This window comes from Rhodanobacteraceae bacterium (genome assembly GCA_016713135.1).
Lineage (GTDB): Bacteria > Pseudomonadota > Gammaproteobacteria > Xanthomonadales > SZUA-5 > JADKFD01.
Genome location: JADJPR010000004.1, coordinates 66,353 through 89,391 on the forward strand (window position 1 = coordinate 66,353; position 23,039 = coordinate 89,391).

Genomic DNA, 23,039 nt, shown 5'->3' on the forward strand with positions numbered 1-23,039 from the left:
TTCAGCTCGCCTTGGTCTGCTGCGCTTCGTTCTGCGCCTGCAGGTAGCGCGAATCGGTACGCACCACGCGCGGCACGCCGACGCGCGGCTCGATCGACACTGGTTCGTACACCACGCGGCCCTTGTCCGGGTCGTAGCGCACTTCCACGTTGCCGATCAGCGGGAAGTCCTTGCGGAAGGGGTGGCCGATGAAGCCGTAGTCGGTGAGGATCCGGCGCAGGTCCGGGTGGCCCTCGAAGGCGATGCCGAAGAGGTCGAAGGCCTCGCGCTCGAACCAGTTGGCTGCGCCCCAGATATCGACCACCGAGGGAACGACGGGCAGGCTGTCGTCCGGGGCGAAATAGCGCACCCGCAGGCGCAGGTTGTGCTCGATCGACAGCAGGTGGGTGACCGCGGCGAAGCGGTTCGGGATCCCGGCCGGGCGCGGACGGTTGTCCCAGGCGAAGCGGCCGGCGCCAGCGCCGAGCACACCACGGCTGAAGCCCTCGTCGGTGACGAGGTCGGTTTCCCACTCGTCATCGCCGTAGGAGAGGTAATCGACGCCGCAGACGTCGATCAGTTGCTGGAAGCGGAAGGGCTTCTCGTCGCGCAGCGCCTTCATCACTTCGAGTACCCGATCGGTCGCCACTTCGATGGTGTACTGGCCGAGGGCTTCGCGGGCGGAGAGGATCGCCTCGCCGAACCGGGACTGGATCTGCTCCAGCAGCGTAGTGCGTGCTTCGGTCATTAGCGTGCGATCGTGTTGGTGCGGCGAATCTTCTTCTGCAACTGCAGGATGGCGTAGACCAGCGCTTCGGCGGTCGGCGGGCAGCCCGGGACGTAGATGTCGACCGGCACCACGCGATCGCAGCCGCGCACCACCGAGTAGGAGTAGTGGTAGTAGCCGCCGCCGTTGGCGCAGGAGCCCATCGAGATGACCCACTTGGGATCCGGCATCTGGTCGTAGACCTTGCGCAGCGCCGGGGCCATCTTGTTGACCAGGGTGCCGGCCACGATCATGACGTCGGACTGGCGCGGGCTCGGGCGGAACACCACGCCGAAGCGGTCGAGGTCCAGGCGCGCCGCGCCGGCGTGCATCATCTCCACCGCGCAGCAGGCGAGGCCGAAGGTCATCGGCCACATCGATCCGGTGCGCGCCCAGTTGATCAGCGCATCCGCGGAAGTGACCGCAAAGCCACGCTGGATCAGCGGGTTGTCGGCTTCGGGGCGGAGGATGTCGTCGACCGTTCCGATCGGAGTCGGATTGTGGAAGGCATCCGCAATGACGTCGCTCACTCCCATTCGAGCGCTCCCTTCTTCCATTCGTAGATGAAGCCGACCACGAGCAACCCGAGGAACAGGCTCATCGACGCGACCGCGGCCCAGCCGAGTTCGTCGAGTACCACCGCCCATGGGAACATGAACGCGATTTCGAGATCGAAGATGATGAACAGGATGGCGACGAGGTAGTAGCGCACGTCGAACTTCATGCGCGCGTCTTCGAAGGCCTCGAAGCCGCACTCGTAGGGCGAGAGTTTCTCGCTGTCCGGCTTGCGCGGACCCAGGAGCGAGCCCAGGACAAGTAGCGCAAGGCCGATGACCGTGGATACGCCCAGGAACAGGGCAATGGGAAGATATTGCTGCAGATCCATGCCTGAACCGCTCCGCTCCGGATGATTTCTGACCCCTTGAAGCCGCAACCCGGCGCGGGGCCGGGCTGCAGGTGCGCCCTCGGGCGCTTCACATTGGTGCCGACGGACGGACTCGAACCGTCACGGGTTGCCCCACTACCACCTCAAAGTAGCGTGTCTACCAATTCCACCACGTCGGCCTTCTGATCTGGATCAATCGCGCCGCATTATTGCGGTTTTGCACCCTCGTTGCTCGCTTCCGCGGGCGCCGTTTCGCTTGTTTCCGCTGCCGGGACTTCGACATTCGTCGAAGCTGCCGGGACTTCGCCCGCGGCAGCCGGCGTGTCGCTGCCGGTGCTGGCAGACGGCGCTGCCGGGGTCTCGCCCGCGGCAGGTGTCTCGCTGCCGGCGGTCGGTACTTCGCTGCCGGCAGCCGGAGCGGCCGGCGTCGGCAACTCGCCCATGACGCCCAGTTCCGCTGCCGCGTCGCGCTTGATGCCGACGCGCGCTTCGTACACCGCCATGCCCATGCTCATCGCGAAGAACACCACCGCCAGCCACTTGGTGGCCTTCGACAGGAAGTTCGCGGAACCGCGTGCACCGAACACCGTGCCGGAGGCGCCCGAGCCGAAGCCGGAGCCTGCGGCTGCGCCGGAGCCGCGCTGCAGCATGATGAACGTGATCATCGCAATCGCGTTCACGAGATAGACAACGATGAAAGCAATCTTCATAAGTGGAATCAACCGTCCTGGTTGGCTGCGCGGCAGATCGCGGCAAAGTCGTTCGGGACCAGGGAGGCGCCGCCGATCAACCCGCCATCGACATCGGCCTGGGCAAACAGCTCCGCCGCATTGGACCCCTTGACGCTTCCGCCGTACAGGATCCGAACAAGACTGGCGAGCATAGCATCGCGTTTTGCGATTGCGCTACGGATGCACGCATGGACCGCCTGCGCCTGTTCAGGCGACGCGGTGCGGCCGGTGCCGATCGCCCACACCGGCTCATAGGCGAGCACGGCGCGCGCAGCGACGCGACGCCGCAGCGTTCGATCACCGCATCGAGTTGGCGCAGCACGACGGCCTCGGTGGTGCCGGCGTCGCGCTCGGACAGGGTCTCGCCGAGGCACAGCACGGGCGTCAGGCCGGCGGCCTGCGCGCGCTCGAACTTGGTCGCGACGGTGGCGTCGGATTCACCGAGCACGTGGCGCCGCTCTGAATGTCCCACGAGCACCGCGCGAACCCCGAACTGCGCCAGCATGCTCGCGGAGACCTCACCGGTGTACGCGCCGTCGTCGTAGCCGGCGACGTCCTGTGCGCCCAGCCACAAAGGGCTTGCGGCGGTGTCGCGCTGGACGTCGGCGAGAAACACGAAGGCCGGGAGCACGCCGACATCGACATGCGGCAGGTTCACGGCCAGTTCCGCCGCGGCGCGCGACCATGCGCTCGCTTCGGCGCGCGTGCCGTTCATCTTCCAGTTACCCAGGACCATCCTGCGGCGCATGCGCAAAGCCCTCCGTTCGCGGCGGCGGACCATAGCGGCGGGGTTCGTGGCGATCAAGCGCTGCACAACGTGCCCGACTGCAACGCCGTTCGGCCGGGCGCGGCTTCCTTGTTCTTTCGGGCCATCGGCGCCTACAATGGGCGGCTTTTTCGGTCCCGGCCGGTCGACATGCCCGCACGAGCGATGCGCATGCTTCCGGCGCCCACGGATCGGATCAGCTGCTCCGTCGCCCCGCGCAATGATGCCGCGGCGCGGAGTCCGCGCGTCATGCTCGGTGGATCGGCTCACAGGCGGCCGTCTTTCTGGGCTTGGCGTCAGTCCTCTCAACGACAAGGAGTTTGTCATGCCTCTGAATGCCACCCAGACCGGCGAAATCATCAAGGCCCACGGCCGCAGCGCCGGCGACACCGGCTCCCCGGAAGTGCAGGTTGCCCTGCTGACTGCGCGTATCGAGCAGCTGTCCGGCCACTTTGCGGATCACAAGAAAGACCACCACTCGCGTCGCGGCCTGCTCAAGCTGGTCAACCAGCGCCGTCAGCTGCTTGCCTACCTCAAGCGCAAGGATGACGCCCGCTACCGCGCGCTGATCGAGAAGCTGGGCCTGCGCCGCTAAGGCCTGCTTTCCCGAACCAATCGTTTCGAACACAGTACAAGGACACCCCCAGTGGCGAAGGTCACCAAGCAATTCAAGTACGGCGATCACCTGGTTACTCTGGAAACCGGCGAGATCGCGCGCCAGGCAACGGCAGCGGTCATGGTCAGCATGGGCGACACCGTGGTGCTGGTCACCGCGGTTGGCGACAAGAAGGCCAAGGAAGGTCGCGACTTCTTCCCGCTGACGATCAACTACCAGGAGAAGTTCTACGCTGGTGGCCGCATCCCTGGGGGCTTCTTCAAGCGCGAAGGGCGTCCGACCGAGCGCGAGACCCTGACCTCGCGCCTGATCGATCGTCCGATCCGCCCGCTGTTCCCGGACGGCTTCTTCCATGACGTCCAGGTGATGGCGACGGTGCTGTCGATGAACCCGGAGATCGACGCCGACATCCCGGCGCTGATCGGCGCCTCCGCGGCGCTGTCGCTGTCCGGCCTGCCTTTCGCGGGCCCGATCGGTGCGGCCAAGGTCGGCTACGCCAACGGCAAGTACCTCCTCAACCCGACCTCCGAGCAGCTCAAGACTTCGCAGCTGGAGCTGGTGGTTGCCGGTACCGACAAGGCGGTGCTGATGGTGGAATCCGAAGCGCAGCTGCTGAGCGAGGAAGTGATGCTCGGCGCCGTGATGTTCGGTCATCGCGAACTGCAGGCGATCATCAACGCGATCCGCGAGCTGGTGGCGGAAGTCGGCGTGACGCCGTTCCCGTGGAACCCGCCGACCGACCACCAGGCGCTCGACGCCTCGGTCAAGGAAGTCGCCGAGGGCATGCTGAACGCTGCCTACGACATCCGCGAGAAGCAGGAACGCCGCACCGCGGTTTCCGCAGCCAAGGCCGCGACCATCGCCGCCCTGGGCGGTGAGAAGGCGCTGGCCAGCGGCTGGACCGACGCCGCCGTGGTGCGCAGCTTCGATAACCTCGAGTACGCGCTGGTGCGTCACCGCATCATCGCCGGCCGTCCGCGCATCGACGGCCGCGACAGCACCACGATCCGCCCGATCAGCGTGCGCGCCGGCCTGCTGCCGCGCACCCACGGCTCGGCGCTGTTCACCCGCGGCGAGACCCAGGCGATCGTCACCGTCACGCTGGGCACCAGCCGCGACGCGCAGATCATCGACGCCGCCGAGGGCGAGTCGAAAGAAACTTTCATGATGCATTACAACTTCCCGCCGTTCTCGGTGGGTGAGATCAGCTTCATGCTCGCCCCGAAGCGTCGCGAGATCGGCCACGGCCGCCTCGCCAAGCGCGGCGTGGCTGCGGTGATGCCGAAGATGGAAGAGTTCCCCTACACCATCCGCGTGGTCTCGGAAATCACCGAGTCCAACGGTTCCTCGTCGATGGCTTCGGTCTGCGGGTCCTCGCTGGCGCTGATGGATGCCGGCGTGCCGATGAAGGCGCCGGTGGCCGGCATCGCGATGGGCCTGATCAAGGAAGGCGACAAGTTCGCCGTGATCAGCGACATCCTGGGCGACGAAGATCACCTCGGCGACATGGACTTCAAGGTGGCCGGTTCCTGGGAGGGCATCACTGCCCTGCAGATGGACATCAAGATCGACGGCATCACCGAGGAGATCATGAAGGTCGCGCTGACGCAGGCCCGCGACGGCCGCCGTCACATCCTCGGCGAGATGGCCAAGGTGATCGACTCGCCGCGTTCGGAGATGAGCTCCTACGCGCCGCGCCTGTTCACCATGAAGATCCACCCGGACAAGATCCGCGACGTGATCGGCAAGGGTGGCGTGACCATCCGCGCGATCACCGAGGAAACCGGCGCGATCATCGACATCGCCGACGATGGCACGATCACCATCGCCTCGAACAACCAGGCGAATGCCGATGCCGCGAAGAAGCGCATCGAGCAGATCACCTCGGACGTCGAGCCGGGTCGCATCTACGAGGGCAAGGTCGCCAAGCTGATGGATTTCGGCGCTTTCGTGACCATCCTGCCGGGCCGCGATGGTCTGGTGCACGTCTCGCAGATCTCCAACGAGCGCGTCGAGCGTGTCGCCGACAAGCTCAAGGAAGGCGACACGGTGCGCGTCAAGGTGCTCGAAGTGGACAAGCAGGGCCGCATCCGCCTGTCGATCAAGGCCGTGCTGGAAGACGAGGCGGCCGCCTCGGCTTGAGTCGAATGAGCGCGGCGCAGGTCGCGTGAGCTGCAAGGCAACGGGCCCCGCGGGGCCCGTTGTCGTTTCAGAGCCTGGCGGCGTAAGCTGATCGCGAAGCCGCCGCGGATGGTCCGATGAGCGCCGTACCCCGATTCGCCAGCTACGACGACATCCTCGCACTGCCGGAGCACGTCACCGGCGAGATCATCGATGGCGAGTTGCACACACAGCCACGGCCGAGTTCTCGGCATGCGCAGATCGAAACGGGCATTGCACGCGAGGTCAGCGGTCCATTTGGAGTGGGCAGGGGCGGTCCCGGTGGCTGGGTGATTCTGGTCGAACCCGAACTGCACCTCGGCGCGCACGTGCTGGTGCCCGACCTTGCCGGCTGGCGCCGCGAGCGCCTGCCGCTGATCCCGGACGGGCCCATCGACGTGGTGCCGGACTGGGTCTGCGAGATCCTTTCGCCGGGCACCGCGCGCAAGGACCGCTCGCGCAAGCTTCCGCTGTACGGCAGGCTCGGCGTGGCACATGCCTGGCTGGTGGACCCGGCTGCGAAGACCATCGAGGTGCTGCGCCACGCCGATGGGCATTGGCTGCTGCTGGAGACCTTCGGCGAGGACGATTCGATGCGCGCCGAACCCTTCGATGCGGTCGCGATCGACCTGGCGCCGCTGTGGGCCTGGTAATTGGCCCCGGGTTCGCCGAAGGTTTGTATTGTTGCACCGCAGCATCCTGCTAGCATCCGCGCACCCCACAAGCTGGAGCGCGAGCCGTGTCCGATCCCAAAGCTGCATGGTTGCCGGACTGGCAATCGATGCAAAAGCAGTTCTTCTCTGCCTGGACCGACGCCGCGCGCGGCGGGGCCGCGCCGTCGATGCCGGTGCATGAAGGTTTCGATGTCTGGCTGAAGCTGTTCAACGGACGCGACTCCGGCAACGAGGTGCTCGACCGGGTGGTCGGCAGCGCCAAGCAGTTCGCCGATTTCATGCAGGGCGTGATCGGCCAGTTGGCCACCACCAAGCCGGAGTTCTCTACGGCGGCGGGCGTGCGCGAGGCGCTCGAAAAGGCCTTCGGCGGCATGCACGTGCACAAGAACCCGGTGATGGATGCGCTGCGCAGCGTGACCACCGAGGGTGCGAAGGGCTTCGAGGACCTGTTCCGCGAATTCATGAAAGTGGCCAAGCCGCTGGAGGCTGATGCGCGCAGCCTGCTGTCGCTGCCGGCCTTCGGCTACAACCGCGAGTCGCAGGAGCGCCAGCAGGCCCTGGCGCAGGCCATGGTCGACTACAACGACCAGATGAATCGCTACAACACGCTGATGTACAAGGCCAGTCGCCTGGGCCTCGACAAGTTCGAGTCCAAGCTGGCCGAGCGCAGCGAGCCCGGCCGCGAGATCACCAGCCTGCGCGGGCTGTACGACGTGTTCGTCGACGCCGCCGAGGAGGGCTACGCCGAAGTCGCGCTGTCCGACGAGTTCCGCGAGGCCTATGGCGCGCTGGTGAACTCTCAGATGCGCGTGCGCCAGCTGGTGCAGGGCGAGGTCGAGCGCAGCACCGCAGCGCTCGGCATTCCCGGCCGTACCGAACTCGACAGCGTGCACAAGCGCAACCACGAGATGCGCCGCCGGATCGCCGACCTGGAAGAACGCCTGGCGCGGCTGGAAGATGCCCAGCTGGCGCCGCCGGTGGTTGCTGCGGCGCCTGTGGTGGCCGAGCCGAAGGCGCCGGCTGCTGCGAAGAAGCCGGCGGCACCCAAGCCGGTGAAGGCCAAGGCCGCCAAGCCGGCCGCCGCCAGCACGCCGAAATCCTCCACCCGCCGTAGCCGGAGCTGAGCGCCATGGGACCTGTGAAGATCGATCCGAAAGCGGCCCTGGACGAAGTGGCCCGCTACAGCCAGAAGTTGACCGCTGGCGCCGACGTGCTGCGCAAGCTCGATGACGTCCACTACGGCGCCACCGAGAAGGAAGCGGTGTACCGCGAAGACAAGGTCGTCCTGTATCACTTCAAGGGCGACAAGAAGCCCACCGCGAAGACGCCGATCATGATCGTCTACGCGCTGGTCAACCGCCCGTTCATGACCGATCTGCAGGCCGATCGCTCGCTGGTGCGCAACCTGCTGGCGCAGGGCGAGGACGTCTACCTGATCGACTGGGGTTATCCGGACGCCGCCGACCGTTACATCTCGCTGGACGACTACATCAACGGCTACATCCGCCGCTGCGCGGACGTGGTCGCCAAGCGCCACGGCCTGAAGGCGATCAACATCCTCGGCGTCTGCCAGGGCGGCGCATTCTCGCTGTGCTTCGCGTCGATCTACCCCGAGAAGGTCAAGAACCTGATCACGATGGTCACGCCGGTGGATTTCCACACGCCTGACAACATGCTCTCGCACTGGACCCAGGGCATGGACATCGACCTCTTCGTCGACACCCTCGGCAACGTCCCGGGCGATCTGATGAACTGGTGCTACCTGACGCTCAAGCCCTTCCGCCTGAACCACCAGAAGTACGTCGGCCTGGTCGACATCCTCGACGACAAGGCGGAATTGGAGAACTTCCTGCGCATGGAGAAGTGGATCTTCGATTCGCCGAACCAGGCGGGCCAGGCCTTCCGCGAGTTCATCCGCGACTTCTACCAGGGCAACAAGCTGATGCACGGCGGGCTCAGCATCGGCGACAAGCCGGTCGACCTGAAGCAGATCACGATGCCGGTGCTCAACATCTACGCCGAGCAGGACCACCTGGTGCCGCCGAGCGCGTCGATCCCGCTGAAGGACAAGGTCGGTACCAAGGACTACACCGTGCTGGCGTTCAAGGGCGGCCATATCGGCATCTACGTCTCCGGGCGCGCGCAGCGTGAGGTGGCGCCGACCATCCACGGGTGGCTGTCGAAGCGCGCCTGATCGGTTCCGGGACCGGGGACTCGGGACCAGGAACTTGGGGATAGCTCCTTCTCCCCGCACGCGGGGAGAAGGTGGCCCGCAGGGCCGGATGAGGGGCGGTCGCAAGTGCGCCTGGCCCGTTAGACTCCAGCCACGATGGCCCGCCGCAAACCCGCCGCCAAACCTGACAAGCCGCGCCGTCGCTGGCGGCGCTGGCTGTGGTTTCTGTTGCTGGCGCCGGTCGTCCTCAGCCTTCTGCTGGTTCTCCTGTTCCGCTTCGCCACGCCGCCGCTGACCGGGGTAATGGCCGAGCGAATTCTCGAGGCACGCCGGGCCGGCATCGATGGCTTCCGCATCGAACACCGCTGGTGCCCGCTGGACGACTACGGCCCTTACTTGCCGATCGCGGTGATCGCATCGGAGGACCAGCGTTTCCTCGAACACCACGGTTTCGACACGGTGGAGATCCAGCGTGCGCTGGACGAGGCCGAGGACGGCGGGCGCATGCGCGGCGCCAGCACCATCAGCCAGCAGGTGGCGAAGAACCTGTTCCTGTGGTCCGGCCGCAGTTGGGTGCGCAAGGGTCTGGAAGTCTGGTTCACCGCGCTGCTGGAACTCTCGTGGCCGAAACGGCGTCTGCTGGAGACCTACCTGAATATTGCCGAGACCGGCGATGGGATGTTCGGCTTCTGTGTCGCCTGCCAACGCCGCTTCGGCAAACCCTGCAATGCGCTGGCGCCTTACCAGCTCGCGCTCATGGTCGCGACCCTGCCGGATCCGCGTCGGCGCCGCGCTGACCAGCCCACGCCCTACCTGCACCAGCGCGCGACGTGGATCGTGCGCCAGATGGAGCAGTTGGGTGGTCCGGCGCTGCTGCAGCGTCTGGCGGAGTGAGGCGGCCGGAGACGAGGGCACGGGGGCACGAGGGCACGAGGGCACGGGAGAGCAGATCCTGCGCGGCCTCGCGCTTGTGCGCGCGGGTGCCCTCCAGGGAACTCGCACCCTTGATCGAGGGCGTGCGGGATCGCCGGCAATAGCGCCCCCGGCGCGAACTGCCGCGCTCGCCTGCCCTCGTGCCCTTGTGCCATCGTGCCCTCGCATCTGGGCAAGCTCTGGCAAATCCCCGTGTGAGGCCGCGCGATGACCCGGCCGCGCGTTCTCCACCTGGTGTCCGCGCGCGGAGGCGGGATGTGTCGCTTCGCGCGCGATCTGCTCGCGCCGGGCGACGCGCTGCTGCATGTCGGCGGAGACACCTGGGTGCTGGAGCATGCTGCGGCCGGAAGGCTCGCCCGCTTCCTGCCTTACCGACTGCCGCCGATGCCCGCCGATGCGGCAGATTGGCTGGATGCTGTGCTCGACGCGCACGCGCTGGGTGCCGTGCACCTGCACCATCTCGACGCCGCCACGCTGGCCCTGATGCAGGCCTGGAGCGGGCGCGGGCGGCCGTGGCTGGCCAGCCTGCACGATGTCGGCTTCTTGCGTGCGGATGCTTTCGGCGGCGCGGCGAGCCTGCCGCCCGCGGACGCTGCGTGGGCCGGGCGCTGGCGTGCAGTGCTCGCGCGCGCCGGCGCGATCACGGCGCCGTCGCGCTTCCTTGCTGACGCCTTCGCGCGGGCCTGCGAGGGGTTGCACGCCGCGGTGGTCGAGCCGGGCGTCGAGTGGCCGGATCCCATCGACGTCCCATGCGACCGGCCGCTGCGATCGCTTGCCGTGGTCGGAGCGCTTGGCGCTCACAAGGGCAAGCAGCGATTGCTGCGCTGGCTCGCGCATCCCGGCGCCGCGGCATATCGCTGGACCCTGATCGGATACACCGAGGACCAGTTGCAGCCGGGCTGGATCGGCGACGGGCGGATGTGGGTGCATGGGCCCTTCGATGCCGCGCGGACCGCGCACTGGCTGCGGCACTACGCGGTCGACCTGGTGCTGTTCCCGAACCAGTTGGCCGAGAGCTTCAGCTACGCCTTGTCGGACGTCTGGGCGGCGGGCTTGCCGGTGCTGGTGCCCGATTGCGGTGCGCTGGGTGAGCGCGTGCGCTTGCACGGCGGCGGCGCACTGCTGGTTGATCCGGACGATGCGGACACCCTGATGCGACAGCTCGGCGCACTTTGCGCGAGCGATGCCACCGCCGTGTGGCGTACTCAGGTTCGTGAGAGGAGGCCAGCGATGGCGCCAGCGAGGCGGAACATGATCGAGGCGATGGACGCGCAGTACGCGAAGCTCCCGGCGGCGATGGCCGGCTGCGCGACCGCTGCCATCGAGCAGTTGCAACCCTGGCTGCGCACGCAGCTGGACGACGTGGTTTTCCGCCACGAGAACATCCGCCTGGCGCGCGACTACGCACAGGTGCGTGCATGGGCCGACAAGCAAGCGGCCGATGTGCAGCGGCTGACCGCGGACCTGGACCTGCTTGCCAGCGTGCGCGCGCGCCTGGACGCGGAGCTGGCGCAGCGCGAATGCGATGTGGCGGCGTTGCGCACGCGCAATGCCGACGTCGAATCGATGGCCGCGGCGCTGAACGCGCGCAACCTGGCTGTCGAGGCGGACGCCGCGCAGCTGCAGCGCCAGCTCGGGACGCTCGGCGAATCGCTCGCGCAGCGCGATGCGACGCTCGCGGAACTATCCGCGCGCAACGACTCTCTCACCGCGCAACTCAACCAGGAGCGCGCGCGCGCCGCCGCGCTGCAGCAGTCCAGCGAGGCGCGCGCCATGGAGATCGCCATCATGCATCAGCGCATTAATGCATTGGAGTCAGAGTTGCTGCCGCTGCGGGTCAAGGGCGCGCGCTACGATCGCCTGGCCGGCTGGCTGCCGGCGCCGCTGCGCGCTGGCTTGCGTGGCCTGCTCGGGTGGCGCCGGCGCCGGGCGGAGGCGCGGGCATGAGCGCGATCGAGGCCATCGACGTCCAGGTGGTGACCTGGCACAGCGACGCCGCGCAACTGCGCCGGCTGCTCGACAGCCTGGTCGCGGAGGGCGCCGGCACCGCGCTGCATGTGGCGATCGCCGACAACAGCGTCGATCCGGCCGTGGCGGCCGTGGTGCGTGATCTGGCCGGCGGGTATGCGCAGCACTTTGCGTCCCTGAGGGTGCTCGCCAACGAGCAGAACCTCGGCTTTGGACGCGCCCACAATGCGCTGGCGCGGGATGCGCGCACGCCCTGGCTGCTGTTGCTGAACCCGGATTCGGCCTTGTTGCCCGGGGCACTGCACGCACTTCTGGCGCAGGCGTCCGAGGACGCGCCGGCGGCGGCCTTCGAATGCCGCCAGCAACCCTACGAGCATCCGAAGAACTACCATCCGTTGACACTGGAAACCGAGTGGTGCAGTGGCGCCGCGCTGCTGCTGCGCCGGTGCGCATTCGAGGCGGTGGGTGGATTCGACGAGCAACTGTTCCTGTACGGCGAAGATGTCGACCTCAGCTGGCGCCTGCGTGCGGCGGGCTGGAAACTGCGCTACCTGCCGGCTGCGCGGGTGGTGCACGACAGCTACCGCCACGCCGGCGAGGTCAAGCCGGCGCAGGTGGCCGGCGGCACGCTTGCCAACCTGCTGCTGCGCATGCGTTACGGCAGCTGGCGCGATGTGCGCGAGGGTTACCGCCAGTTGCTGAGCGAGATCCGCGTTGGCGACAGCTTTCCCGGTCGCCGTCGCGCGCTGATCGGCAATTTGCGCAAGAGCCTGCGGCTGTTGCCGCACTTCCGGCGCACGCGCGTGCGGCCCAGCGAACACTTCGCGCCGCGCTTTGCCGGATGGGACTTCGAGCGGCGGCGCAAGGGCGCCTTCTTCAGCGCGCCGCCGGTGTCCGGCCAGCCGCTGGTGTCGATCCTGATCCGCACCCACAAGCGCCCGCTGTGGCTGCGCGAGGCGCTGCGCTCGGTGGAGCAGCAGACCTGGGCGAACATCGAGATCGTGATCGTCGAGGATGGCCCGGACCTGTGCCGGCGCATGCTCGACATCGAGTTCGCGCACCTCAAGCCGCGCCTGCGCTATGTCGCCACCGGCACGCCGGTCGGGCGCGCGCGGGCCGGCAACCTCGCGCTGTCGCTGGCGCGCGGCGAGTGGCTGAACTTCCTCGACGACGACGACCTTCTGTACGCCGACCATGTCGAGAACCTGTTGGCGGTGGCGCAGCAGGAAGGGGTGCCGGGCGTCTATGGCATCGGCTGGGAAGTGCCTACCGAGGTGGAGAGCGAAGTGCCGCTGCGCTACCGCGAGACCGACTGGCTGCTGCGCTTCCAGATGCCGTTCAACCACGCCACCTTGTGGGTGGAGAACTTCATGCCGATCCAGTGCGTGCTGTTCCACCGCCGGCTGTACGAGCGCCACGGCGGCTTCGCCGAGGACATGGACCAGTTGGAGGACTGGAACCTGTGGACCCGCTACACCCTGGAGGATCGCTTCGTGCTGGTCGACAAGACCACCAGCCTTTACCGCGTGCCGGCCCGGCCAGACGTCGCCGAGCGCCGTCAGCAGGCGCTCGACCAGGCCTACCGCGATGCACGCGCGCGCCAGCAGTCGATGCGTGCGGCGCTGTCGCCGGCAGCGATCATTGACGAGGTCAAGGCTTCGCACACCCTGAACGCGCCGCCGACTACGCGCCACCTCGCGCGACGGCTGGCCGAGCGCTTCCTGGCGGGGCGCTGGCTGGTCAACTGGATGCTGCGGCGGCGCGCGCTGTCGTAGGATCGCGGCATGCGAATTCCCCGTGGTTACCATGACGGCGACCTCACGCCAGGCGCCGAGATCGTCCTCGGCGAGACGCTCGCCAATCACCTGACCCGCGTGCTGCGCCTGCGCGCGGGCGATACGGTGCAGTTGTTCGGTGGGCGCGGGCGCGAAGTGCGCGCGGTGCTCGCGGTGCTCGACCGCAAGCGCACCACTGCGCGGGTCGAGGCTGACATTGCACCGGTGGCCGAATCGCCGTTGCGCCTGACCCTCGCGCAGGGTATCTGCCGCGGCGAAAAGATGGACCTCGTGTTGCAGAAGGCCACCGAACTGGGCGTGCACGCGATCCTGCCGCTGCTGACCGAGCGCACCGAGGTCCGCCTGGATGCGGAGCGCGAGGCCAAACGCATGGCCCACTGGCGCCAGGTGATCGCATCGGCCTGCGAGCAATGCGGGCGGGCGACGCTGCCACGGCTGGATGCGCCAATGGCGCTGCCGAACTGGCTGGCGGCTTTACGCGGCGTGGACGGCGCGGGTGACACCAGACTGGTCCTCGATCCCGGCGGCGCGCTGGATCTGCGCGAGCTGACGCCGGCCGAATCCATGACGCTGGCCGTTGGACCGGAGGGCGGCTTCAGCGAGGCCGAGGTCGCGCTGATGCAGCGTGCGGGCTTCGGCGGATTGCGCCTGGGGCCGCGGATCCTGCGCACCGAAACCGCGGGCCTGGCGGCGATTGCGGCGCTGCAGGCGCGCTTTGGGGATCTGTAGACGGCGAGCCGCATCGCAGAGAGGAAAAGACATTGTGTCCGCAAAGGACGCAAAGGACGCAAAGAAAAGCGGTTGATTCTCTTCGCGTCTTTTGCGTCCTTTGCGGACAAAAACAACTGGTCGGTGGTGCGAAACAGGCGCCTTGCTGCGGCACATCACTCCTGCAGACTGGCGAAGATCGATTCCACCGCGGCCCGGTCGCGCTCGAAGTAGTGTTCGGCCGGCGCGGTGTACATCAGGAAGCTGAGGGTGCCGTCGGCGCCTTCGCCGAGCAGCAGGCCGCGGTAGTGCAGGCCGGCGCTGTTGTCGAAGCTGAGCTCCGCGCGGAAACCCGCGTCGCCGCCGATCTTCGCCGGCGCGAGCGCGCGCGCCTCGACGTTCTGCAGCCCGGAGCCGCGCAGGCCTTCGACGATCAGTTCCGCGATCTCGATCTCGCTCAGGCCGGTGCGGAAGCGCGCGCCCTCGTCGCGCTCGCCCCGCAGGCGCGCGCGGAACACGTGCTCGCCGGGCTTGATGTCGGCGTAAATGCGCAGCGCATTCAGCGGGATCCCGTCGCGCGTCCACAGGCGCTCGCCGCGATGGCCGAGATCGCTCCAGGCCACCGGGGTGGACAGCCGGAGCCCATCGACGTCCCGCGGCCCGGGCTGCACCAGCGGTGACCCGCAGCCGGCGAGGGCGCTGGCAAGCGCAAGCAACAGCCACTGGCGGTACCGTGGGGTCATTGCAGCCAGCCCTCGATCAGTGCGCGGTCTTCGGCATCCGGGGCGCGTTGAAGGTACTCGCGCAAGGCCGCGCGCGATTCGTCCTCACGCCCGAGCTGCCGCAGCGAAAGTCCCAGCCCGCGCCAGCTCTGCGCCGGAGCCTGGCCGGTGGCAATCGCCTCGCGGTACCAGGCGATCGCGCGCTCCTGGTCGCCAGCGCGCGCGCGACGACGCGCCATCTCGGCGCTGAAATGCAGGCTCTGGGCGTGTCCCGGAGGCAGGGTGCGCAGGCGCCCCAGCAGCACCTCGGACTGGGTGTAGTGGCGGCGCGCGACTTCGTCCTCCAGCCAGGTGCTGCGCTGCACTGCAATGGACGACCAGAAGGCCTCGGCGGCTGTCGTGCCGGGCGCATCCGTGGCCCTGGCCAGCAGTTCGTCGCGCCTTTCCTCGCTCGCCGGATGGGTGGCGAAGATCGACGACAGCAACTCGCGATCGCGCACCTTCTCCTCTTCCCACACCGCGGCCCACAGCTCGCCGGCGCGGCGATCGCGGTAGCCCATCTCGCGCAGTCGCGCCAGGCCGTAGGCGTCCGCGGCGCGTTCCTGGTCGCGGCTGAAAGCGAACAGCGTGCCGTAGGCGCCCAGGCTCGCCACCGCGCCGACCAGGCCGCCACCGCCAAGCACCTGCAGCGCCAGCGCCAGGTTGCTGGTCGACTTGAGCTGGCGCCAGCGTGCCAGCGAATGGCGCTCCACGTAATGACCCACCTCATGGCCGAGCACGAAAGCCAGTTGCGCCTCGTCCTCGACCCGCAGCAAGAGGCCGGTCCAGACGATCAGCATGCCGTTCGGCGCCATCTGCGCATTGAAATAGGGCTGGCGCACCAGGTAGACGCGGATGTCGTTGCAGTAGTTGCCGGCGACCTTGCACGTCAGTTCCGCGAGATAGCGATTCAGCGCCGGATCGCGCACCAGCGCAGAGGAATTGCGCAGGTCCGCCTCGAAGCGGTCCATCTGCATGATCAGCCCCGCCTCGTCGGTCTCCACCGCCGGTGCCGGCGCCGCCGGCGTCACCCGGTCCACCCGTGGGGCGGCGCAGGCGGAGAGGAGCAGGGCGAACAGCAACAGCAAAAGTGGGGCAGGGGGAAGGGGGCGGGGGAATTGGACTCCTGCTTGAATGAACGCAGTCGCAGCCCACGGGAGAGCTCGTTCGCGCTGCGGACCATCACCCCTTTCCCCCTTCCCCTTTCCCCCGTTTCTCACAAAGGCACCCCATCGAGCAACTTCGCCACCGACGCCTTCGCGCCTTCCGCGTCGCGCAGATCGCCGGTCTGCGAGCTCAGCAGGTTGAACCAGACCACGCGGCCGTCTTCGAGGTCGACCAGTGAGGCGAAACCGACCTGCTGGCCCAGCGACACACCGACGCCGAGCAGCAGGCCCACGGCCATCATCGCCTTGCGCCCACCGCTGGCGTAGCTGTCGCGGATGAACACGAACAGCGCGTAGCGGGCGTCGGGATCGAGGGCGCGCACGCCGGGGCCGAGGGTCCAGTCGAAGGCCTTGCCCTTGTGCGGCAGCGGCACACCGAAGTGGCGATGAATCAGGATGCTTGTGCCTACCGCCTCGTGCAGCAGGATGGCCTGGCGTTGGCGTTGGGCCAGCTGCGGATCCTGGGGCGCCCGGTAGTGCGTCAGGCGCGCGCCGCGGCGTTGGAGTTCATCGGCGATGGCATCGTCGACCAGCCGGCGCGCGCCCTCGGTCCAGTCGGCGCGTGGCTGCTGCACGCCGCTGCCGAGCAGTTCGCTCAATTCGATATCCGACTCGACGATCAGCACCTCGGCGCCGCGCCCCAGGGCCGCCTCGGCGGCGACCCCATCGGCGCGGTGGTGGCGGGTTTGCGCGCAAGCCGCGAGCAGCAAGGTGCCGAGCAGCAGCAAGCTGCGGCCCAGGCGCGCCAATGGCTGCACCGGCGTCATTCGAAGCCGTTGGCGAACAGGTCGTCGGCGGTCGGCAGCGGCCACACCCAGCCGCCGCGCGAGCGCGTCCACACCGCGAGCGTGGTGAATCCGCGGTCGATGGTCATGTCCCAGATCATCACCCGCGGCAGTCCGGCGTGCAGTTGCCACACCGGCGAGGGCGCGCTGACGTCGTCGGTGAAGTACAGGCCCCAGTCAGTGCCGACGAACACCTGGTTCGGACGGTGCGGGTTGACGATGATGCTGTTGGCAGGGATGTTCGGCAGGTTGCCGCTGACATCGCGCCAGGTGAAGCTGGCGCAGGCCGCGGTGCACTCGACCCGATAGACATGGCCGGGCGTGGCCGGCGTGTTCTGGTCGAAGCCACCCACCGCCGCATAGCCGATCAACGGATCCAGTGGATCGGTGGCGACGTCCAGGATCGGGCGGTTCGGCAGCGTGCCGTTGCCGCCAGTGACATCGACCCAGTTGGCCGAGTTGGTGGTGCCGGCACCGAGGTTGAAGCCCATCCAGACCTTGCCGTCATTGGTGCCGGCAATCGCGTTCGCCGGCGTGTTCACCGCGTAGGCGAGCTGATTGATGAAGGCGCGGTCAGCCAGCGGGCTGGATGGGCGCGTCAGAACCGGGCTGTTGCTGTACCAGCTGGAGCGCGGGATAGCGCCCTGGATGGTTTCCCATACCCGGTTGGTGCCAAGGATCAGCCGGGTGTTGCCCGCGGTGCCGCCGCAGGACGGGCTGGCATCGGTGCCGTTCCGGTAGATCTCGAAAGGCGTGACGAAGCTCTTGGTGTCGCTCGAATAGCCCGCCGCACTCGGCGAGGCGTTGGTCGAGCCGCCGCCGCCGGGCAGGTTCGAGAACACCACCAGCGCGCCGTTCTGGCTCGACATGTACCAGCAGTTGCCGATCACCGGTTCGATCCGCACGTACATGCCATCGCCACCGTTGCGGCGGGTCCACGCGGTGGGACCCACCGGCGCCCCGTTGTTCCAGAAGGCCACTGAACAGCCGTTGTCCTGGGCGCCGCCGACCGCGCCGCGGTTCTGCGCGGTGGCGAAGTTCGCGGTGATGTCGCCGGTGTAGAACTCGACAGTCGGCAAGGTGTTGTTGAGCGAGATGAAGCTGGGACGGCCGCCGCTGAAGTAGGGGTTGCTGCTGTACCAGGCGCCGCCGTCGCTGCCGAGCAGCACATTCGGCTGCGCCGGGTTGCCCGGGTTGGCGACGAAGCTGCGTGCATGGTGGTCCACATGCACATTGCCACCGCCGTAGCCGCAGGTGATGTTGGACCAGGTCGCGCCGCCGTCGGAGGAGCGGAAGGCGTCCACCAGGCTGCTGAACACGATGTTCGCATTGCTCGGATGCACGGTGATGCCGATGTTGTACCAGCTCTGGGCCGTCGCGTTGGAGCAGCCGGTGAAGTTGCTGTTGCTGGCGCGCTGGCTCCAGGTATCGCCACCGTCAGTGCTGCGCCAGATGCCGAGGATCGCGGAGGCGTCGGAGCCGGATGCGACCTTCGCGTACAGCGTATCGACGTCGCTGGGCGCCTGGGCCAGTTCAACGCGGCCGAGGGTGTTGCTGCCGGGTGTGCCGCCGCCGGTACCCGCGGGCCAGCCGTTGTCGGGACGCGAGATCAGGGTCCAGGCCGCCGGGCAGCCGCTGGCCGGGAGATTCGTGCGATAGATGCCGTTCGCGCCGTTCTGGTTGAGGTCGGGCTGCACCGTGGTGTTGAAACCGCGGGTGCCCACGCCGGCAACGATCTGCGTGGTGGCGCCGAGGTCGCGCAGCACGATCGCCGTGATGTCCTGGCGCTGGGTGGTGAACGCATTGGTCAGGCATGGGCCGGTCCAGCTCGCGCCGGCATCGTAGGACAGGTAGAGGCCGGTCTTGGTGCCGACGACAACCTTGTTCGAATCGTTCGGGTCAACCTCCACCTGGCCGATCGCCTGGTACTGCGGGAAACCGTTGGCCGATGGCGGATAGAAGGGCGTGAACACGTCGGCGCCGAGCACCGTCCAGGTCTCGCCGCCATCGGCGCTCTTGAGCACGCCGGAAGCGCCGAAGGAAAAGGAGCCGTAGCGCAGGTCGCCGGTGCCGGCATACAACACATCTGGATTGGACGGATCCAGGGTCAGGTCGCTGATGGCACTGGAGGCGATTTCCGGCAGGTCGGTCTTGATCTGCCAGGTGGTGTTCGCGCTGCAGCAGTTGCTGGTCTTCCAGATGCCGCCGCCGTCGGATGCCAGCCAAGCCACGGCAGGATTGGCGGGATGCGAGACGATGACATTGGTCCGGCCCGCATCGCCGCTCGGAAGCAAAGGCTGCGGCCCGAGCAGGGTGAAGTTGTTTCCATCCAGGCCGTTGGCACTGCGGCGGGCGCGCGCCCCATCGGGCACCGCCGCGGGAATCCGGGCGGCGTCGCGGCCGGCGTCGAGCGCCCAGCGCTGCTGGTACTGGCCGGTCGGGTAGGTGAAGCGGTCATGCCAGTAGGGCCCGACATAGGCCTCGTACGCGAGCGCGCCGCGCAGTGCGGGCGCAGGCGGGGCATCCGCCTGCATCTGCGCCCGGTGAGTGGTGACGCAACCTGACAGGATGGCCAGCGCTGCCGCCAGACTGGAGAGGCGGGCAGGGGATCGGCGAATCATGGCACTCCGCAGGCGCTCGTTCCGGAGCCGCGATCATGCGACATCCTGGCGAGCGTCGGGTATTGCGGAGTGCTACGTATCGGTCCTGCGCCTCTCAGTTCCAGCTGCACACCACCTTGCCGCAGGTGCCCGCTTCCATCAGGTCGAAACCGCGCTGGAAATCGTCGATGTGGATCTGGTGGGTCAGTACTTTCTGCAGCGGGAATCCGGTCAGCACCATCTGGGTCATCTTGTACCAGGTCTCGTACATCCGCCGGCCATAGATGCCGTGCAGCGTGAGCCCCTTGAAGATCACCTTGTCCCAGTCGATGCCGGCGCCCTTGGGCAGGATGCCGAGCAGCGCGATCTTGCCGCCGTGGTACATGCAGTCGAGCATGTCCTGGAAGGCGCGCTGGTTGCCGCTCATCTCCAGGCCGACGTCGAATCCCTCCATGTGCAGATCGCTCATGACTTCCTTGACCGACTGCTTGGAGACATTGACCACGCGGGTGGCACCCATGTCGGCCGCCAGTTTCAGGCGGTAGTCATTGACGTCGGTGACCACCACGTTGCGCGCGCCCACGTGCTTGCAGATGCCGGCGGCGATGATGCCGATCGGGCCGGCGCCGGTGATCAGCACGTCCTCGCCGATCACGTCGAACTCCAGCGCGCAGTGCGCGGCGTTGCCATAGGGATCGAAGAACGCGGCCAGCTCGGAGGGGATCTGGTCCGGGATCGGCCACAGGTTGGAGGCCGGCATCGAGATGTACTCGGCGAACGCGCCGTGGCGGTTCACGCCGATGCCGACCGTATGCGGGCACAGGTGCTGCTTGCCGGCGCGGCAGTTGCGGCAGTAGCCGCAGACGATATGGCCTTCGGCCGAGACGCGCTGGCCGAGCTGGTAGCCGCGCACGCCCGGGCCCATGTCGACGATGCGCCCGACGAACTCATGGCCGATCACCAGGCCCGGCTTGATCGTGCGCTGGCTCCACTCGTCCCATTTGTAGATGTGCAGATCGGTGCCGCAGATCGCGGTCTTCTCCAGCTTGACCAGCACATCGTTGGGCCCGATCTCGGGCAGCGGCACCTGCTCCATCCAGATGCCCTTGGTGGCCTCGCGCTTGACCAGGGCTTTCATTGTCTGCGACATGGCGGAACCTCGGGCAGGAAGGGAGGGCGGAAAAGTATAGGCTGAGGCCGTGCGCGTGGCGTCGTCTGCCGGCGGGTGCTCAAGGACTACAGCGCGTCGCGGCAGGCTGCGACCGGGACCGCCCGAGGGCGGGCGTGCCGTCGACCACCTCGCGCAGCGGCTACCTGCCGGCGCAGGCCAGCGGGCGCAGCCTTCGAGCCCGGGGATTCATGCGGATTCTCCACGGCGATTGCGCGCCATCCCGGTCAGGCGCGCGATCAGGATCGCCACGAACAGCACGCCGACCACCTGCTGCAGCATCGCCATCGCGCGAGCCGCGGGCGTCACCGGGGTGATCTCGCCGTAGCCCGTCGATGTCAATGTGGTCATGCTGTAGTAGACCAGGTCCGACCAGCCAGTGCGGCCGTCCGCGTCATTGCTCGGGTTGATGAAGATCGCTGCTGGGTCGTAGTGCACGAGGATCGCGTAGGCGCTGGCCCACAGCAGTGCGAGCAGCACGTAGATGCAGGCCAGCGCATATAGCTCATCGATCGTGACCACGTCGTCGCGCAGCACGTATCCGAGCAGCAGCATGACCGCGTAGGCGTGGAAGGCGATCTGCGCTACCAGCATCGGCAACTGCACTGCGGACCAATTCGGGAACACCAGGTGCAGCAGCTGCAGCAGCACCAACGGGATGGAGATCGCCCAGCCGCTGCGCAACCACAGTTCGTGCACCCGCAGCACCCGCATCACGCTCAGCACCACCGCGATGTCCAGCAACTGCGCCAGTGTGCGCAGGCCGCGGTTGTCGTCGGCAAAGGGGTACAGCACCAGCGTCAGTGCGAGCACCAGCAACAGGCCCACCGAAGGTTTCAAGCGCGGCAGCGAGGGCAGCAGGCGGGACATGCGGGCAATGGCAGGCGCGCGATGGCGAAGGTGTGCAGTCTGCCACTTGGCGCCTTACGGTACGCAGGTGGAAGCGACGGATCTTGCCGGTTGCGGGCAAGAGCCCGGCGCGGCGACAGCTTGTGGGGCTTCAGCCGCGATCTCGCTTGCCGGCGCCCGCGAGCAGAAGATCGCCAACAGGGTCGGCTACCGCCGAACGTGTCGCAAGGCATTGATTTGGAGATGACAAATTCGGAGGGCACGAGGGCAAGAGGGCACGAGGGCACGCAAAGGCGCTCCTTCGCACCGAACCGGCTCTTGCGTGCCTTCGTGGCCTCGTGCCCTCGCGCCCTCCAGTTCGATGCGCGAATATGAGCATTCGCAGGGGCGTCCAGGACCCACAGACCTGCGGCGTGCGGGCTTCGCCGCCCACAGCCCACAACCGCATCCGTCGCGGCAACACCATCGCAACACCACTGCCACGCTGAAACCGCTAGCCTTGCGCGCTTTGCAGTGGCGGAGTGACCCGATGCAACCATCCCGCATCCTGATCCTGGCCGGATCGCTGATGCTCGCCGCGTGCGCGACCTCGCGAGCGCCGGTCGTGCCGACGCCCGCAGCGCCGGTCGTCGAGGCGTCGCGGCCGGTCGACAACTACGAGCTCGATGGCCTGGGCGCGATCGTCTGGTCGCGCACCTCGACCGAGGCCGAGGCGCTGTACCTGCAGGCCTATGGCATGGCGAAGCGCTCGCTCGACCTGGCGCTGGCGGATCCGACCTGGACGGCGGCGGTCGAACAGACTGGCAACTTTGCGCAGCTGCCACCGGCAGTGATCGTGGATGTCGACGAAACGGTGCTCGACACCTCGGACTACATGGTCGAGCGCCTGCGCAACGGCCATCCCTTCTCGAAGAAGGACTGGAACGAATACGTCCAGCGGGCGAATGCGCCGCCGCTGCCGGGCGCGCTGGACTTTCTCAAGTACGCGGCCAGCAAGGGCGTGACCGTGTTCTACGTCTCCAACCGTGAGGGTGTGCCCAGCGTTCCCGAGCTCAAGGACGAGGTGGGGCCGACGCGGCGCAACCTGGCGCAGTTCGGCTTTCCCAACACCGCCGACACCACGACCTTCCTGTTCCGCGACGCCAGCCGCGGGTGGAAGGAAAAAGGTCCGCGCCGCGCCGAGATTGCGAAGACCCACCGCATCGTGATGCTGGCCGGCGACAATCTCTACGATTTCATCGACGTGCCGGACGCGGATCGCGAGAAGCGCGATGCGGCGGTCGAGAAGCGAGTGAGCTGGCTGGGCACCCGCTGGATCGTGCTGCCGAATCCGATGTACGGCTCCTGGGAAGCGCTGGTGGTGGGTGAAAGCAAGGGGGCGGATGCCCGTCGCGCGCGCCTGGAAAGCCTGGGGATCCCGGGTGCAAGTGCCGATGTGATCGCCAACGGCGGCTTCGAGCGTTGACCGGGCGCCGCGCGGAGTACACCTGCGCAACACGGTTTGCGAGATGATCGGGGCGCCGCCGGTCTGATCCGGCATCGCCCGCCACGGAA

Annotated in this window: 20 protein-coding genes, 1 tRNA gene and 1 pseudogene; 10 read left to right on the plus strand and 12 right to left on the minus strand. The window is 67.6% G+C overall.

Annotated elements, in window-relative coordinates; genetic code table 11:
• Window position 1: 1 nt before the first annotated feature.
• From IPK27_06085 to IPK27_06110, 6 genes and pseudogenes are all read right to left on the minus strand, one after another.
• On the minus strand, window positions 2-727 hold the full coding sequence (locus IPK27_06085) for an NADH-quinone oxidoreductase subunit C (protein ID MBK8067193.1): 726 nt from the start codon (window positions 725-727) through the stop codon (window positions 2-4).
• Complete coding sequence (locus IPK27_06090) at window positions 727-1,281, minus strand: NADH-quinone oxidoreductase subunit B (GenBank protein ID MBK8067194.1); 555 nt, start codon at window positions 1,279-1,281, stop codon at window positions 727-729. Before IPK27_06090 ends, IPK27_06085 begins: the two co-directional genes overlap by 1 nt.
• A complete protein-coding gene (locus IPK27_06095) occupies window positions 1,272-1,631 on the minus strand; it encodes an NADH-quinone oxidoreductase subunit A (GenBank protein MBK8067195.1) in 360 nt (119 codons plus the stop codon). The genes IPK27_06090 and IPK27_06095 overlap by 10 nt, the downstream gene beginning before the upstream one ends.
• Before the next feature lie 94 nt (window positions 1,632-1,725).
• Window positions 1,726-1,810: transfer RNA gene (locus tag IPK27_06100), tRNA-Leu, on the minus strand.
• Window positions 1,811-1,837: 27 nt separating this feature from the next.
• Complete coding sequence (gene secG / locus IPK27_06105; protein ID MBK8067196.1) at window positions 1,838-2,341, minus strand: preprotein translocase subunit SecG; 504 nt, start codon at window positions 2,339-2,341, stop codon at window positions 1,838-1,840.
• 8 nt (window positions 2,342-2,349) lie between these two features.
• Window positions 2,350-3,110 (minus strand): annotated as a pseudogene (locus tag IPK27_06110) (triose-phosphate isomerase).
• 343 nt (window positions 3,111-3,453) lie between these two features.
• On the opposite strand from IPK27_06110, the gene rpsO reads away from it, so the two are divergent.
• The 9 genes from rpsO to IPK27_06155 all read left to right on the plus strand — a co-directional run bounded on the left by rpsO (window position 3,454) and on the right by IPK27_06155 (window position 14,177).
• Window positions 3,454-3,723: a 30S ribosomal protein S15 gene (rpsO, locus tag IPK27_06115; GenBank protein ID MBK8067197.1), complete on the plus strand. Its 270-nt coding sequence runs from the start codon at window positions 3,454-3,456 to the stop codon at window positions 3,721-3,723.
• 51 nt (window positions 3,724-3,774) lie between these two features.
• A complete protein-coding gene (gene pnp / locus IPK27_06120) occupies window positions 3,775-5,886 on the plus strand; it encodes a polyribonucleotide nucleotidyltransferase (GenBank protein MBK8067198.1) in 2,112 nt (703 codons plus the stop codon).
• Between the two features lie 116 nt (window positions 5,887-6,002).
• The gene (locus IPK27_06125) at window positions 6,003-6,557 is read left to right on the plus strand and encodes a Uma2 family endonuclease (protein ID MBK8067199.1); all 555 of its coding nucleotides are present in this window, start codon (window positions 6,003-6,005) and stop codon (window positions 6,555-6,557) included.
• An 86-nt stretch (window positions 6,558-6,643) separates the two neighbouring features.
• Window positions 6,644-7,702, plus strand: coding sequence for a hypothetical protein (locus IPK27_06130; GenBank protein MBK8067200.1), 1,059 nt, complete (start codon window positions 6,644-6,646; stop codon window positions 7,700-7,702).
• 5 nt (window positions 7,703-7,707) lie between these two features.
• Window positions 7,708-8,772, plus strand: coding sequence for a class III poly(R)-hydroxyalkanoic acid synthase subunit PhaC (locus IPK27_06135; GenBank protein MBK8067201.1), 1,065 nt, complete (start codon window positions 7,708-7,710; stop codon window positions 8,770-8,772).
• Window positions 8,773-8,907: 135 nt separating this feature from the next.
• A complete protein-coding gene (gene mtgA, locus IPK27_06140) occupies window positions 8,908-9,645 on the plus strand; it encodes a monofunctional biosynthetic peptidoglycan transglycosylase (GenBank protein ID MBK8067202.1) in 738 nt (245 codons plus the stop codon).
• Window positions 9,646-9,939: 294 nt separating this feature from the next.
• Window positions 9,940-11,631 carry a glycosyltransferase gene (locus IPK27_06145; GenBank protein ID MBK8067203.1) on the plus strand — a complete coding sequence of 564 codons (1,692 nt, stop codon included), beginning with the start codon at window positions 9,940-9,942 and terminating at the stop codon, window positions 11,629-11,631.
• Window positions 11,628-13,427, plus strand: coding sequence for a glycosyltransferase (locus IPK27_06150; protein MBK8067204.1), 1,800 nt, complete (start codon window positions 11,628-11,630; stop codon window positions 13,425-13,427). The genes IPK27_06145 and IPK27_06150 overlap by 4 nt, the downstream gene beginning before the upstream one ends.
• Window positions 13,428-13,436: 9 nt before the next feature.
• Window positions 13,437-14,177 carry a 16S rRNA (uracil(1498)-N(3))-methyltransferase gene (locus IPK27_06155; protein MBK8067205.1) on the plus strand — a complete coding sequence of 247 codons (741 nt, stop codon included), beginning with the start codon at window positions 13,437-13,439 and terminating at the stop codon, window positions 14,175-14,177.
• Window positions 14,178-14,332: 155 nt separating this feature from the next.
• Here IPK27_06155 and IPK27_06160 read toward each other — a convergent pair whose 3' ends face one another.
• From IPK27_06160 to IPK27_06185, 6 genes are all read right to left on the minus strand, one after another.
• Entirely contained in the window at window positions 14,333-14,899 is a 567-nt protein-coding gene (locus IPK27_06160) for a hypothetical protein (protein ID MBK8067206.1), read from the minus strand.
• Window positions 14,896-16,005, minus strand: a complete 1,110-nt coding sequence (locus IPK27_06165; GenBank protein ID MBK8067207.1) for a tetratricopeptide repeat protein — start codon at window positions 16,003-16,005, stop codon at window positions 14,896-14,898. Before IPK27_06165 ends, IPK27_06160 begins: the two co-directional genes overlap by 4 nt.
• Before the next feature lie 128 nt (window positions 16,006-16,133).
• Window positions 16,134-16,841: a hypothetical protein gene (locus tag IPK27_06170; GenBank protein ID MBK8067208.1), complete on the minus strand. Its 708-nt coding sequence runs from the start codon at window positions 16,839-16,841 to the stop codon at window positions 16,134-16,136.
• A 5-nt stretch (window positions 16,842-16,846) separates the two neighbouring features.
• On the minus strand, window positions 16,847-19,489 hold the full coding sequence (locus tag IPK27_06175; protein MBK8067209.1) for a hypothetical protein: 2,643 nt from the start codon (window positions 19,487-19,489) through the stop codon (window positions 16,847-16,849).
• Window positions 19,490-19,583: 94 nt separating this feature from the next.
• The gene (gene tdh / locus IPK27_06180) at window positions 19,584-20,606 is read right to left on the minus strand and encodes an L-threonine 3-dehydrogenase (protein ID MBK8067210.1); all 1,023 of its coding nucleotides are present in this window, start codon (window positions 20,604-20,606) and stop codon (window positions 19,584-19,586) included.
• A gap of 219 nt (window positions 20,607-20,825) precedes the next feature.
• The gene (locus tag IPK27_06185) at window positions 20,826-21,506 is read right to left on the minus strand and encodes a two pore domain potassium channel family protein (GenBank protein ID MBK8067211.1); all 681 of its coding nucleotides are present in this window, start codon (window positions 21,504-21,506) and stop codon (window positions 20,826-20,828) included.
• A 508-nt stretch (window positions 21,507-22,014) separates the two neighbouring features.
• On the opposite strand from IPK27_06185, the gene IPK27_06190 reads away from it, so the two are divergent.
• Window positions 22,015-22,950 carry a hypothetical protein gene (locus IPK27_06190; GenBank protein MBK8067212.1) on the plus strand — a complete coding sequence of 312 codons (936 nt, stop codon included), beginning with the start codon at window positions 22,015-22,017 and terminating at the stop codon, window positions 22,948-22,950.
• Window positions 22,951-23,039 lie beyond the last annotated feature (89 nt).